Origin of the sequence: Bacillus sp. FSL H8-0492 (assembly GCF_038006145.1) — a bacterium.
Lineage (GTDB): Bacteria > Bacillota > Bacilli > Bacillales > Bacillaceae_G > Bacillus_A > Bacillus_A mycoides.
Map to the genome: position 1 here is coordinate 5121776 of NZ_JBBOUP010000001.1, position 15028 is coordinate 5136803.

General features: G+C 39.7%; 16 protein-coding genes. 2 read left to right on the plus strand and 14 right to left on the minus strand.

Annotated elements, in window-relative coordinates; genetic code table 11:
• Positions 1–101: 101 nt before the first annotated feature.
• Positions 102–488, plus strand: a complete 387-nt coding sequence (locus tag MHH66_RS26525) for a DoxX family protein (RefSeq protein WP_063219226.1) — start codon at positions 102–104, stop codon at positions 486–488.
• Between the two features lie 161 nt (positions 489–649).
• Entirely contained in the window at positions 650–1261 is a 612-nt protein-coding gene (locus MHH66_RS26530; RefSeq protein ID WP_002034901.1) for a flavin reductase family protein, read from the plus strand.
• 302 nt (positions 1262–1563) lie between these two features.
• Here MHH66_RS26530 and MHH66_RS26535 read toward each other — a convergent pair whose 3' ends face one another.
• The 14 genes from MHH66_RS26535 to MHH66_RS26600 all read right to left on the minus strand — a co-directional run bounded on the left by MHH66_RS26535 (position 1564) and on the right by MHH66_RS26600 (position 14905).
• Positions 1564–1842: a DUF3935 domain-containing protein gene (locus MHH66_RS26535; RefSeq protein WP_002034899.1), complete on the minus strand. Its 279-nt coding sequence runs from the start codon at positions 1840–1842 to the stop codon at positions 1564–1566.
• An 81-nt stretch (positions 1843–1923) separates the two neighbouring features.
• A complete protein-coding gene (locus MHH66_RS26540) occupies positions 1924–2055 on the minus strand; it encodes a hypothetical protein (protein WP_265170996.1) in 132 nt (43 codons plus the stop codon).
• Between the two features lie 19 nt (positions 2056–2074).
• Positions 2075–2623 (minus strand): manganese efflux pump MntP, encoded by a 549-nt coding sequence (locus MHH66_RS26545; RefSeq protein WP_002016298.1) that lies wholly within the window; start codon positions 2621–2623, stop codon positions 2075–2077.
• A 77-nt stretch (positions 2624–2700) separates the two neighbouring features.
• Positions 2701–3741, minus strand: coding sequence for an L-threonylcarbamoyladenylate synthase (locus tag MHH66_RS26550; protein WP_002016299.1), 1041 nt, complete (start codon positions 3739–3741; stop codon positions 2701–2703).
• 108 nt (positions 3742–3849) lie between these two features.
• Positions 3850–4308 carry a mechanosensitive ion channel protein gene (locus MHH66_RS26555; RefSeq protein ID WP_078184889.1) on the minus strand — a complete coding sequence of 153 codons (459 nt, stop codon included), beginning with the start codon at positions 4306–4308 and terminating at the stop codon, positions 3850–3852.
• A 49-nt stretch (positions 4309–4357) separates the two neighbouring features.
• The gene (gene spoIIR, locus MHH66_RS26560) at positions 4358–5218 is read right to left on the minus strand and encodes a stage II sporulation protein R (protein WP_078184890.1); all 861 of its coding nucleotides are present in this window, start codon (positions 5216–5218) and stop codon (positions 4358–4360) included.
• A gap of 243 nt (positions 5219–5461) precedes the next feature.
• Positions 5462–6313, minus strand: coding sequence for a peptide chain release factor N(5)-glutamine methyltransferase (prmC, locus tag MHH66_RS26565; RefSeq protein WP_002191297.1), 852 nt, complete (start codon positions 6311–6313; stop codon positions 5462–5464).
• Positions 6313–7380, minus strand: a complete 1068-nt coding sequence (gene prfA, locus MHH66_RS26570) for a peptide chain release factor 1 (protein WP_002113060.1) — start codon at positions 7378–7380, stop codon at positions 6313–6315. Before prfA ends, prmC begins: the two co-directional genes overlap by 1 nt.
• Positions 7381–8102: 722 nt before the next feature.
• Positions 8103–8687, minus strand: a complete 585-nt coding sequence (locus MHH66_RS26575; protein WP_002016305.1) for a thymidine kinase — start codon at positions 8685–8687, stop codon at positions 8103–8105.
• Between the two features lie 110 nt (positions 8688–8797).
• Positions 8798–9043 carry a type B 50S ribosomal protein L31 gene (locus tag MHH66_RS26580; RefSeq protein ID WP_000643447.1) on the minus strand — a complete coding sequence of 82 codons (246 nt, stop codon included), beginning with the start codon at positions 9041–9043 and terminating at the stop codon, positions 8798–8800.
• Between the two features lie 442 nt (positions 9044–9485).
• Positions 9486–10757, minus strand: a complete 1272-nt coding sequence (gene rho, locus MHH66_RS26585; protein ID WP_002016308.1) for a transcription termination factor Rho — start codon at positions 10755–10757, stop codon at positions 9486–9488.
• Positions 10758–11261: 504 nt separating this feature from the next.
• Positions 11262–12227, minus strand: coding sequence for a class II fructose-bisphosphatase (gene glpX, locus MHH66_RS26590; protein ID WP_002016310.1), 966 nt, complete (start codon positions 12225–12227; stop codon positions 11262–11264).
• Between the two features lie 183 nt (positions 12228–12410).
• Positions 12411–13700, minus strand: coding sequence for a UDP-N-acetylglucosamine 1-carboxyvinyltransferase (gene murA, locus MHH66_RS26595; protein WP_002034893.1), 1290 nt, complete (start codon positions 13698–13700; stop codon positions 12411–12413).
• Positions 13701–14047: 347 nt separating this feature from the next.
• Positions 14048–14905: a class II fructose-bisphosphate aldolase gene (locus MHH66_RS26600; RefSeq protein WP_002016312.1), complete on the minus strand. Its 858-nt coding sequence runs from the start codon at positions 14903–14905 to the stop codon at positions 14048–14050.
• Positions 14906–15028: the final 123 nt, after the last annotated feature.

Consider the following 15028-nt stretch of genomic DNA (forward strand, 5'->3'; position numbering starts at 1 on the left):
AATTTATTTCAAATTTTTGCCGAAATCCACTTGACTAAAGTAAGTAACTATTTTATTATTACTTACATAAGATAAGTTAATAACTTTTAGGAGGTTTTTTAATGATGGATATTGGTCTTCTTATTATTCGCCTTATTATAGGTATTACATTCATGGGTCATGGTGCTCAAAAATTATTCGGTTGGTTCGGCGGTTATGGCTTAAAAGGAACAGGTGGCTGGATGGAATCAATCGGTTTACGCCCTGGTATATTTATGGCATTTATGGCTGGTGCAACTGAACTATTAGGTGGTTTCTTATTCGCAGCAGGTATTTTCACTGTAGTTGGTTCACTATTTATCGTAGGAACAATGTTAGTAGCAATCTTCACAGTTCACGGAAAAAATGGTTACTGGGTAACACAAAACGGATTCGAATATAATTTAATGTTAATCGCTGTTGCAGTTGGTGTAGCTTTAATCGGCCCTGGCGCTTACGTTTTACTTTAATCATTTATCTCTATTTCGAGATATTCACCAAAAAAGAGATTACTTCAATTGAGGTAATCTCTTTTTTACATCATCAAAAAAATATTATTTTCAGCAGGAGATTCCCATTGATATCTTGTAAACAAACAATAAGTATTCATATTTAGAAAGGGGATTACAACATGTTATCCATTAATCCAAACGAACAAACCGAAAAAGATAATTACAAATTACTAACAGGAAGTATCATTCCACGTCCTGTTGCATTCGTTACTTCTGTAACTAAAGATGGCGTATTGAACGGTGCGCCATATAGTTATTTCAATATCGTCGCTGCCAATCCACCACTTATCTCAGTTTCAGTGCAACGCAAAGAAGGAAAACCGAAAGACACTTCCAGAAACGCAATAGAAAAAGGGGAATTTGTCGTACATATTTCTGATGAATCTTACGTAGAGGCGATCAACGAAACAGCAGCGAACCTACCTCCTAATGAAAGTGAAATCGAATTAGCAAAACTAACACCGATTGACAGTGATGTCATTTCAGTACCAGGGGTTAAAGAAGCAAACATTCGAATGGAGTGCATATTAGAACGCGCTATCCCACTCGGCGGAACCGAAGACTCGCCAGCTTGTGACCTACTAATCGGCCGCGTCGTTCGCTTTCACGTCGCTGAACACTTATACGAAAACGGTCGAATTCACGCCGAAGAACTAAAACCAATAAGCCGCCTAGCAGGACACAACTACGCAAAACTAGGAGAACAATTTGAATTAGTAAGGCCAATTTAAAAGTGGAAGCGGCTCGTTCAGAATGAGAGGGGGATGGAGCTCCTGACGTAGAGGCGCTTTTTGCCTCGCAGGAAGACGCGAAGCCACCGCCCATTCTAGCCGCTGGAGCTGGATACATTTAAAAGCGGAACCGACTGCCCAGGCCCGGTGGCTAAGGTTCTTCCTCACAGAAGATGCTTTTTATCTTCTCGTGGGGAAGGTTCTTAGCTGGCCACTCGAACTGGATATATCCCCTAAAAGCGCAAGGGGCCCGTTCACTTCCATCACCTAAACATAACCCCCCGCTGAAAGCGGGGGATTTTTTATCGTAATTCTTCGTTCTTCTCCTCTAATGCCGGGAATTTCTCTTTTTTAGATCTACCAAGCTTTATTACAAAGAAATATAAGGAAAGTAACGTAATAAGGAAAACAATTAAAAACGGGTACGGAGAATAAAAAGTACGCGCCGCCTCCGATTTTCCTGCAACAAACTTCAATGACTCAATATCTAAGAACTCAGCAAACATTTGTACACCGAGCATACTGAACCAAAAAACAAAAAAACTAATAATAATACCAAAAACTTGCTTCAATCTCGTCATTCATCTCATCCTTTCTATATTTGTAATTTTTTAGTGTGATCAATATAGTACAAACGAAACTATGCACAGAAAGGAACTATCTCACCATTCACGAATTAACTTAATCCAACCTAACATCGAAATTTGCAAAATAACACCCAATATTATAAGTCTTCTTAGCCATCGAGGAAAGAAGGTTAAAAGCTTAATATACCATTCCAATAGCTTGTTCATAATTCCCTCCTACATAAAATTATATAGGAAAAAGGAGATACAATCCAAACCCAACAAGAATAATACCACCTACTATTTCACCGTATGTGCCAAGTATATTTTTGGCATGGCTACCAAGCAATAAACCCATCCAAGCCAGTAACATACTTATTAGTCCGAACAATAATATCGTAATAATTGTCTCTGCTCCGTAAATTCCAAGACTAAGACCTACTGAAAAACTATCTATACTGACACCAAATGCAAATACAAATAAACTAATTCCAATTGGAGCAGTTCTAGTCTCTTCCCCTTCTAAAATAGACGAATATACGATATAGAACCCTAGCCCAATTAATAAAATAGCTCCTGCAAAATTTGCGACATCCCCATACCTCTCTGATAGAAAACGTCCTAGTACCATTCCGATAAATGGCATAATAATATGAAATATCCCAATCGTCATACCTATATAAAGGATTTGTCTTAACTTTAATGTTACCATCCCCATACCGAGGCTCACTGAAAATGCATCCATCCCCAGGGCAAATGCCATAATTATTAAAGGTATTAATTGTTCAAGTGTCATTCATATCCCCCCTCGGACGTGCTACTTCACAATATGCTTATCCGAGGAGAAATATTCTGTTTGCTAAAGGTACATTATCATTCAATAATAATCTGATGTCCCGCAGCTTTTGTTAAACGATTCATAATTGCATTTCCTATGCCTTCATTCGGGAATGATTCACTAAAAATAACATCTACTTCACTTGCATCAAACGTTCTAAGCACATCATATAACTTAGTCGCAACGCTGGCTAAATCGCTTCGCACACCACAAGACAATACAACATCTGCACTATACACATGCTGATACTCTTCTGTCGTTAATACACCTACTTTAAATCCTTCTTTCTTTTTCTCATCCACAATACGTTGAATAAACTCACGGGACCCTTCAACAATACTAAGTGGCGCTTTCGGTGCATAATGTGTATATTTCATTCCAGGTGATTTTGGTTTTTCTTTCTCATCCTTTAAAGCTGGATCTAAAGAAACATTTCCTATCACGGCCTCTAATTGCTCCTTCGTAATCCCACCTGGACGTAAAATAGTCGGAACCTCGCTCGTACAATCAATTACAGTTGATTCAACGCCTACTCCTGTTGCCCCGCCATCAACAATACCAGCAATTTTCCCATTCAAATCTTCATACACATGAGAAGCTAACGTTGGACTTGGGCGTCCTGAACGATTCGCACTCGGTGCTGCAACAGGCACGTTTGCCTCTTCAATAAGGGCGAGCGCTACTGGATGATCTGGCATCCTCACTCCGACTGTATTAAGTCCTGCCGTAACCCTCTCTGAAATCCCTTTTTTTCTCGGTAAAATGATTGTTAATGGTCCTGGCCAAAAATGCTCCATTAACTTTTCTGCAACAGGCGGAATTTCTCTTACGATACCATCTAACTGAGATTTTGTTCCTATGTGGACAATCAGTGGATTATCGCTCGGTCTCCCTTTCGCTTCAAAAATTTTCGCTATCGCTTCATCATCCATTGCGTTTGCTCCTAACCCATATACCGTTTCCGTTGGGAAGGCCACCGCTTCATTTTCTCTTAATAATCTCGCTGCTTCTTTTAATTGTGGATAATATTTTTTTCTTTCCACAACATTATCCACAACCCACATATTTGTATGCATTTTTTCCCACGTCCTTTTCTACCATGAAATACTTGTCTATTTTTAGTTTACTATGAGATTTATCCAAAAGACAGACAAGGTTTATCCACAAAATGTGGATAAACCTTGTTAATCCGTGGATAACTTTGTGAATAGCTGACAATTTAGTATTATTGCATTTAGCTCTTTTATATTTTTACAAAAGTGTTCTAACTGTCGAATTTCCTCTGGCACTTCTTCTTTCTCTACAATGACAAAGTTAAAAAACTGAAAGATGGTCACAGATTGTGGATGATTTGTGAGTAAGTACAATTGTCGAATATCTTTTTCTTTCATATACTGCAAAAACATCTCGAAAAAATATAAGAAAGTCTGTTTATCCACATTAGGTGTGAATAAACAAGAACGGATAAGTGCATTTTCTCCACTTTGTTCATATCCAATTACCGCTCGTATTTCTTCCGCCTCTTCCAAGATCATAAATTGTGCGTACAACTCATTTATTTTATCATCTTTTTTATTAGCTTGTCCGAAAAAAGAATGTAATCTTTCTACATCTGCTTTCGTAGCAAAATACACGTTCTTCATAGTAAATCCCTCCTCATTGATATATATGAGGAAGGATTTATTAATAGCACTATTTAGAGAATAAAGATGTAAAAGCTTCGACGATAAATAATTTAACCTTTGGTTTCTCTTCCTCTTCTACTGTTACATATTCATTTTGCTTTTCTTGTTTTTGCTCCACAGGTTTCTCCACTTTTTCCACAGTTTTTGTTTCTACTTTTTTTACAGGCTGTTCTTCTACTTGTGTTTCGTGTTTTACTACTTTCTTTTCCTGTGCTGTTACTTTTTCAGCTTTTTCCGGCTTTACTACTTTCTTTTCTTTCACCTTATCCTCTTTCTTCTCCGGTACATCCACTACTTCCTCATCTAGTTGTCTCACCTGCTCCTCTTCAGGAGATTCAGCTTTCACAACATGTTCTTCTTTCCTTACAGCTGTACCACTTGAAAAATCTAAGAAACACATCGGTGGAAATAATACACACCACCAGTTTGCACCTTCACCTTTTCCAATTGTAATAAGTACCGCTTCATATTCTCCTGCCGGATAAATAAAATTCCCATATACCTTTGTAGGAAATTTCACATTCTTACCGAATTTCACTTGAAACGCCTCTTTACTCCCTTCTCTTTTCAGTGTATTTGCCACTGTCTTTTCAATTTCAGGAATATGATTTTGAATTACTTTTCGAGCTTCTTCAAATGACGTTAAATCCGCTACCCATCCATCAATTTGCGCTTTTACTTCATCGCGTACTTTACGCTTTAACGCCTGATCTTTATCGGAATCACTATTAGCTAAAATACGTAATCGAACGGCCTCTTTCGGAATAACAGTAGGCCCTTTTGCATCAGCTTTCATATATCCAAACTGCACAAGTAACTGTGCACCAATTAATAATAAAAGAAAGTAAGCAATAACTTGTTTTTTCATTTCCTCCACCGTCCCCTCTAGAAACAGTGTGGACAAACTTTCATCTTTCTAAACTATTAAATTCAAAATCTATATAAAAAACCGATAGAAAAGCATTTTTTTAATTGGCGAGAGGAACTGGCTATGTATAGGTAATAAGGTGCGTATTTCCGCTGAAATAATTCCCCTTACCAAAATTCTAAATAAAATGTATGGCTGAGTAGTTGCAAATTTTTCATACAAAAATAGAGTAAGGCTTATGCCTTACTCCATCTCTGCAAATACCATGCGATCTTTTCCATTAATATCAAATACAACTTCAACTTGAGCGCGCGGGAAAGTTTGCTGTAATAATGCTTTCACATCTTCACCTTGCCCTACACCAATTTCAAACGCCACAATCGCCTTGTTCTGTAATACATTCGGCAATTCCTCCATAAAACGACGATAGAAATCTAGTCCATCTTCCCCACCAACAAGCGCACGCTTCGGCTCATGCTCCTTCACAACAGTAGAAAGACCACGCCAATCTTCCTCTGGTATGTACGGAGGATTGGAAACAACAACATCTAACTTCTGACCTGTTTCATAAAACGGAGACAGTAAATCGCCGTGATAGAAAGTTACATCCGCCCCTAAAGTTTTTGCATTTTCTTTTGCAACTTCAATCGACTCCTGTGCGATATCTACTGTATACACATGAAGATTTTTATTTTCTAAAGCGAGCGTAATAGAGATCGCTCCACTACCTGTTCCAATATCCGCTATGTGAAGCTCCTCATTACCGAAATGGCGCTCAATTCTCTCTAGCACTCCAACTATAAGTTCCTCTGTTTCCGGTCTTGGTATCAATACCTCTTCATTTACAAAGAATGATCGGCCATAAAACATTTCATAACCGAGCATATATTGGATCGGAATACCTTCTACATGCTTGTGGATAAATTGTGCAAAACTTTTCTCTTGTTCCGCAGTTATTTCTTCACGCATATTCATGAGCATCCCGGTTCTGTTCGTCTTTAATACATGACAAAGGACAATTTCTCCCGCATTTTCATCTCGTCCATTTTCCTGTAAAAAAGAAGAAGCCCATTTCAGGGCTTCATAGACACGCATTACTCAGCTGCCTCCATCTTTTGTGCCTGATCTTCCATCACTAAGGCATTGATGAAATCATCTAACTTACCTTGTAGGATTTGATCTAGCTTTTGAATCGTTAAACCGATTCGATGGTCTGTAACACGGTTTTGCGGGAAGTTATACGTACGAATACGCTCTGAACGATCTCCCGTACCAACAGCTTGTTTACGGTTTTGATCATACTCAGCTTGCGCTTCTTGTCTAAATTTATCATAAACACGTGCGCGTAATACTTTCATCGCTTTTTCTTTATTCTTAATTTGTGATTTCTCATCCTGACAAGATACAACTACACCAGTCGGTAAATGCGTTAAACGTACCGCTGACATCGTTGTATTAACGCTTTGTCCACCAGGACCACTAGAAGCAAACGTATCAACACGAACATCTTTTTCATGAATATTAATTTCTACTTCTTCTGCCTCTGGTAGTACAGCTACAGTTGCTGTAGATGTATGAATACGTCCGCCAGATTCCGTTTCAGGAACACGTTGTACACGGTGAGCACCATTCTCGAATTTCAGCTTCGCGAAAGCACCTTTACCGTTAATCATAAAGATAATCTCTTTATATCCACCTAACTCTGTATAGCTCGCTTCGATAATTTCAGTTTTCCAACCTTGCACCTCAGCATAACGGCTATACATACGATATAAATCACCAGCAAATAAAGCTGCTTCGTCACCACCAGCAGCACCACGAACCTCAACGATAACGTTTTTATCATCATTAGGGTCTTTTGGAACAAGTAAAATTTTCAGACGTTCTGATAATGTTTTCTCTTGTCCTTCTAATTCAGAAACCTCTTCTTTTACCATATCACGCATATCAGCGTCTAACTTATCTTCTAACATTGCTTTTGCATCTCGTAATTGCTCACGAACATCTTTATACTCACGGTACACCTCTACCGTGTCCTGAATATCAGATTGCTCTTTTGAATACTCACGAAGCTTATTTGTATCGCTAATAACCTCTGGGTCACTTAACAACTCATTCAACTTCTCATAACGATCTTCTACAGCTTGCAAACGATCTAACACACCATTCACCTCTACATCCTAGTATCTAATACAAATAGTATATGGTACTTAATCAAAAAAACGCAAATTATATTTAAAAGCGTAAGCGGCTTGCTCAGGATCGCAGGCTATTTGGAACTCTCGACCTTGAAGCGCTTTTTGCTTCGAGCGAGAGAGTGAAATGGCCGGAGATTCTAGCCGCTGGAGCTAGATAATATTTAAAAGCGCAAGCGGCTCGCTCAGAATGGGAGGAGGTTGGAGCTTCTGACAGAGAGGCGCTCTTTGCCTCGCAGGAAGAAGCGAAACCACCGACCATTCTAGCCGCTGGAGCTAGATAATATTTAAAAGCGCAAGCGGCTCGCTCAGAATGGGAGGAGGTTGGAGCTTCTGACAGAGAGGCGCTCTTTGCCTCGCAGGAAGAAGCGAAACCACCGACCATTCTAGCCGCTGGAGCTAGATAATATTAAAAGCGCAAGCGGCTCGCTCAGAATGGGAGGAGGTTGGAGCTTCTGACAGAGAGGCGCTCTTTGCCTCGCAGGAAGAAGCGAAACCACCGACCATTCTAGCCGCTGGAGCTAGATAATATTTAAAGCGCAAGCGGCTCGCTCAGCTCTGACTGGCTAAGGTTCTCTCGCACAAAAGGTGCTTTTCACCTTGAGTAGCGGCGGTTCTTAGACACGAAGAGCTTGCCACCAATCTTCATCTATTTTCGAAAAAAACCCGCTCTACATAGCGAGTTTCACTTATCTTTGTTTTGTAGGTACTGCATGACAATGACGACAACGTGGTTCATACGATTCTGAAGCCCCAACTAAAATAATTGGATCATCAAATGCCGCTGGTTCTCCATCGATTAAACGTTGCGTACGACTTGCAGGAGATCCACATTCAGAACAAACTGCCTGCAATTTAGTTACATGTTCAGCAATCGCCATCAGCTGAGGAACTTGTCCAAATGGTAGACCACGGAAATCTTGGTCTAATCCAGCTACAATGACACGATAGCCACGATTTGCCAATACTTGCACCACTTCCACAATGTCCCCATCAAAAAATTGTACCTCATCGATTGCAATAACATCCATTTCTTCTGTTACATGGTTAAATATATCTTTTGAAGCTGAAACAGGAACTGCTTTAACCTTTAATCCATTATGTGATACAACATCTTCTTCACTATAACGATTATCAATACATGGTTTAAATACAATCGCATGTTGTTTCGCAAATTGTGTACGGCGTATACGGCGGATGAGCTCTTCTGATTTCCCAGAAAACATACTCCCGCAAATCACTTCAATCCAACCATTTTGATTCATTAAGTACATTGAGCTCTCCTTTCATCTACTTTCCTAATCCAAAGTAGGGTAAAGGTTTAATATTTTCGCAAAAAAAACAGACAAGCGAATACATACACTTGCCTGTTTTATGTTCTTTATTACTTGATGCCGTATTTCTTATTGAAGCGGTCAACACGTCCGTCTGCAGTAGCAAACTTCTGACGTCCAGTGTAGAATGGGTGAGAATCAGAACTGATCTCAATTTTTAGTAATGGATAAGTGTTACCATCTTCCCACTCAACAGTTTCGCTAGAGCCTTTTGTAGACCCGCTTAAGAATTTGAAGCCAGTGTTCGTGTCCATAAATACAACTTTATTGTAATTTGGATGGATTCCTGCTTTCATTCTTTTCATCTCCTTCCGCCCTGAATCATTTTCGAAACAGAGTTTTTCATCTTCAGCTGCTTACACAACTATATTGATGAAACACATATGATGAAATTATAACAAGGCTAACTCCATTTTGCAACTACCTGTTTTTGTCTTTTTAAAATTAAAAGTGGAGGCGGCTCGCTCAGCTCTGACTGGCTAAGGTTCTCTCGCACAAAAGGTGCTTTTTACCTTTAGTGCGAGAGGTTCTTAGACACGAAGAGCTAGCCGCCGGAACTGGATATCAATTAAAAGCGCAAGCGGCTCGTTCAGAATCGCAGGACACTTCAAGCTCTCAATACAAATATGATTTCCATCTCAAAAAACAAATTTTTCCATATATTACTCTCTCTAATATTCCCTTAAAAACATAAAAAACTCGCTTACTACGAAATAAGCGAGTCCCCATCTTTTCCCTTTACTTAGTGGTTACATACCTTTTTGAGTCTGCAACAATGTTTTGTAAAAATTCTTCATTTGTCTTTGTTTGACGAAGTTTACGTAAGAAGCCTTCAACAAAGTCTGGTGTATCACGCATTGTTTTACGAATACCCCACAGCTTGTCTAAATGTTCTTTCGGAATTAGTAGGTCTTCTTTACGCGTACCAGAGCGACGAATATCAATCGCTGGGAAGATACGGCGCTCAGCTAATGAGCGATCTAAGTGAAGTTCCATATTTCCAGTTCCTTTAAACTCCTCGTAAATTACATCATCCATACGAGACCCTGTATCAACAAGCGCTGTTGCTAAAATCGTTAGGCTACCGCCCTCTTCGATATTACGCGCAGCCCCAAAGAAACGCTTCGGTCTATGAAAAGCAGCAGGATCAATACCACCCGATAAGGTTCTACCACTTGGCGGAATAACAAGGTTGTAAGCACGCGCTAAACGGGTAATACTATCCATTAAAATGACAACGTCCCTTTTATGTTCTACAAGACGCATTGCACGCTCTAATACAAGCTCCGCTACTTTAATATGATTCTCTGGCACTTCATCAAAAGTAGAACTTACAACATCACCTTTAACAGAACGTTCAATATCTGTTACTTCCTCTGGACGCTCATCAATTAAAAGTACAATTAATTCTGCTTCCGGATGATTTGTTGTGACACTGTGTGCAATTTCTTTTAACAGACTTGTTTTACCAGCCTTTGGAGGCGCAACAATTAAACCACGTTGTCCAAATCCAACTGGTGCGATTAAATCCATGATGCGTGTCGGTAACTTTTTCGTTTCCGTCTCCAATTTCATTTGGCGATCTGGGTATAACGGTGTTAATGCAGGGAAATGTACACGCTCTTTTGCTGAGTCTGGATCATCTCCATTTACAGCTTCAACTTGTAGCAATCCAAAATAGCGCTCATTTTCTTTCGGAGGTCGTACTTTACCAGAAACCTTATCTCCATTACGTAAATCGAAACGACGAATTTGCGAAGCCGAGATATAAATATCTTCTGAGCTTGGAGAATAATTGATAGGACGTAAGAATCCAAATCCTTCTGATTGAATAATTTCTAATACGCCTTCCATGAAAAAGAAACCTTCTTTTTCTGCTCGAGCTTTTAAGATAGAGAAGATTAGCTCTTTTTTCGTTAACTTGCTGTAATACGAAATCTTAAATTCCTTCGCAAGCTCGTATAACTCTTTTAATTTCATGTTTTCTAATGCTGCAATTGACAAATTCATTCAGACACCACACTTTAACTTTATTCTCTTTTCACATGGGTAAAGGGAAAAATACGGAAGGCAAATAAATAATAATGAAAGGCAATAAGTTCAAGTAGGATAATATTCACTATTGTAACCCTTTTATCTAGTTTTAATCAATACGTTGAAACACAAATACAAGAAGCGAAGACAAGAAAATTTGTCTTCGCCTTTTCATATTTCTTTCTTTTTTCTACTCACCTGATTTTAAGGCAGAATAGATAAGGCATTTCTGCTTTTATTTAATCCAGCTTCAGCAGCTAGAATGGTCGGTGGTTTCGCTTCTTCCTGCGAGGCAAAAAGCGCCTCTTCGTCAGGAGTTTGAAGTGTCCTGCGATTCTAAACGAGCCGCTTGCACTTTTTATTTAATCCAGCTTCAGCAGCTAGAATGGTCGGTGGCTTCACTTCTTCCTGCGAGGCAAAAAGCGCCTCTTCGTCAGAAGCTCCATCCCCCTCCCCATTCTGAACGAGCTGCTTACGCTTTTATTTAATAACCAAATTCGGTTTTTTATTTAAGCTATGGCGGCCGTCTACGAAACGTACTGTGCCTGATTTTGCACGCATAACAAGGGATTGTGTTGTTCCGACGCTACCTTTAAATTGAACGCCTCGTAATAGTTCTCCGTCTGTTACACCTGTTGCTGCAAAGATTGCATCGTCACCTTTTACTAAGTCTTCCATACGAAGGATACGATTGATATCTTCAATACCCATTCTTTTACAACGAGCTAGTTCAGCTTCGTTTTGAGGTAAGAGCTTCCCGTGAATTTCTCCACCTAAGCATTTTAATGCGACCGCAGCTAATACACCTTCAGGTGCTCCACCAGAACCGAATAGAATATCTACACCAGTACGGTCAAATGCTGTATTGATTGCTCCAGCTACATCTCCATCGTTAATTAATTTAATACGAGCACCAGCTTTACGAATTTCTTCGATAATTGCTTGATGACGTGGACGGTTTAAAACTGTCGCTACAACATCTTCGATATCTTTATTTTTCGCTTTCGCAACTGCACGTAAGTTGTCGATAATAGGTGCGTCAATATCAACTGCACCAACTGCTTCTGGACCAACCGCTATTTTATCCATGTACATGTCAGGAGCATGTAACAAATTGCCGTGATCTGCAATTGCAATAACAGCAAGCGCATTCCAGCCGCCAGCCGCTACGATATTTGTCCCTTCTAAAGGATCAACTGCAACGTCTACGCGTGGTCCATATCCTGTACCCAATTTTTCTCCGATATATAGCATTGGCGCTTCATCCATTTCACCTTCGCCAATTACAACTGTACCTTTCATCGGAATTGTATCAAATACATCACGCATAGCTGATGTTGCTGCACCATCTGCCTCATCTTTTTTTCCGCGCCCCATCCAACGCGCTGATGATAATGCTGCAGCCTCTGTTACACGTACTAACTCCATAGATAAACTTCTTTCCACAATAATCCCTCTCCTTTAAGTCTTTATATTTCTGCCGTATTTTGTGAACCTTGTTTTTCTATAAAGTGTACTTCCGTTAGTAGTGATTCTTCGCTCCCCATTAACGGAAGTATCACCACCTTATCCCGATTGGTGAGGGTTAATAATCGGCGTGGGATACCCCATACTGATTAAAGTTTCACTTTATGCATTCTTCATTTCTTCAATTTCTTGCTTTGTCATTTGTTCTCGCCAAATGTTTGCACCAAGCCCTTTAAGCTTGTCTACTATATTTTCGTAACCTCGATCAATATGATCAAGTCCCGTTACTTCTGTAATGCCATCTGCCATTAAACCCGCAATAACAAGGGACGCACCAGCTCGTAGGTCACTCGCTTTCACCTTCGCACCTTGCAATAAAACCGGTCCAGTCACAATTGCTGAACGGCCTTCTACTTTAATTTGCGCGTTCATACGGCGCAATTCATCAATATGCTTGAAACGTGCGCTGTAAATTGTATCAGTTACAACTCCTGTTCCATGCGCTTTTGTTAAAAGCGTTGTAAACGGCTGTTGTAAATCCGTTGGAAACCCTGGATATACAAGCGTTTTTACATCAACTACTTTTAACCTTCTATTGCCGTTCACTGTAATTTGGTCATCGTTCGTTTCAATTTGAACACCAGCTTCTCTTAGCTTCGCAGTAACGGATTCTAAATGCTGAGGAATAACATTATCAACTGTTACTTCTCCTCCTGATGCTGCTCCTAAAATCATATACGTACCAGCTTCAATACGGTCTGGAATAATAGTGTGGTGACAACCGTGCAGTGAATCCACACCATCAATTCGGATTACGTCTGTACCAGCACCTTTAATACGTGCTCCCATACTCGTTAACAATGTAGCTACATCAATAATCTCAGGTTCTTTCGCTGCATTTTCAATAACAGTTCTACCTTTCGCTCGTACAGCTGCTAGCATAATATTAATCGTAGCTCCTACACTAACAACATCTAAATAAATACGTGCCCCACGTAGTTCGTCTGCTCTTAAATAAATGGCACCTTGTTCATTTGTAACATATGCCCCTAACGCTTCAAACCCTTTAATATGCTGATCAATCGGTCGTGGCCCTAAATGACATCCACCTGGAAGCCCAATAACAGCTTTTTTAAAACGGCCAAGCATTGCACCCATTAAATAATAAGAGGCGCGCAATTTTTTCACTTTTCCATTTGGTAAAGGCATCGCAACCATGTTAGAAGGATCGACTACCATCTCTTCTTCCTGCCCATAAGTTACTTTCCCTCCAATTTCCTCTAGTAAGTCTCCTAACATTTTCACGTCCGAAATATTAGGAACACCGCCAATAGTTACTGGAGTATCTGCTAAAATTGTCGCTGGAATTAGTGCAACAGCACTGTTCTTTGCACCACTCACACGAATCGTTCCATTTAAAGCTCTTCCGCCTTCAATTAGCAACTTTTCCATATTGAGCTCCCTTCTTGTGAATGTATTTATCTTCTACTTCTTTATAAGAAGTAGAAGATTCCCCCTTAAGAATCTCAATCACTCTTTCCATCCTGAAACTCAATAAGTAGAAAACCATCACCTGTAGCTCCCCTGCTGTACAAATAGATGAAGATTAACTATTCATCGAATCAAATTACTCAATTCAGATACTTACCACATTTATTAATAGGACTATGCACATTATTTTCTATATTCGCAAACCAAAAATTCACTTTATAAAATCTTTAGACTTGTTCGCGCTTTCATTATACAACGAAAGGAAACCGTCTAAAAGACTAGACGGTTTCCAAAACGGAATTTTATTCTTACGCTTTACCGTTAGAACCGAACTCACGCATTTTACCAGCAACAGTTGCTTTGATAGCGTCGCGGCCAGGTCCAATATATTTACGAGGATCGTAAACTTCTTGGTCTTTGTTTAATGCTTCACGAACAGCTTTTGTAAACTCAATTTGGTTCTCAGTGTTTACGTTAATTTTTGAAGTACCTAAAGAAATAGCTTTTACGATATCAGCAGTTGGGATACCAGTACCACCGTGTAATACTAAAGGTACGCCAGTGAAGTCGCGAACTTGTTCCATTTCAGCGAATCCTAAGTTAGGCTCACCTTTGTAAGGACCGTGTACAGAACCTAAAGCTGGAGCTAGGCAATCGATACCTGTTGCTTCAACAAGGTGCTTACACTCTGCTGGATCAGCGTAAATTACGCCTTCAGCGATGATGTCGTCTTCTTGTCCGCCAACTGTTCCAAGCTCAGCTTCAACAGATACGTTACGAGCGTGTGCGTATTCTACCACTTTTTTAGTAGTTTCAACGTTTTCATCGAATGGGTGGTGAGAAGCGTCGATCATTACAGATGTGAAACCTGCATCAATTGCTTCTTTACATTTTTCGAAGCTTGAACCATGGTCAAGGTGAATCGCTACAGGAACAGAAATGTTCATTTCTTCGATTAAAGCTTTAACCATAGCTACAACTGTTTTGAAACCAGTCATATGACGAGCTGCACCCTCAGATACACCTAAGATTACAGGAGATTTTTCTTCTTCCGCAGCAGCTAAGATAGCTTGAGTCCACTCTAAGTTGTTCATGTTGAATTGACCAACTGCGTATTTTCCTTCTAGTGCTGTGTTTAGCATTTCTTTCATAGAAACTAAAGGCATGGTGAATCCTCCTAAAAAACGTTTTTTGTATCCGATAAATTCTTATCGCTGGTAGTATGACCAGAATAAGGTAAAATATGTATATTTACATACCGGACTTCTTTCTACACTCAATAGGATAAC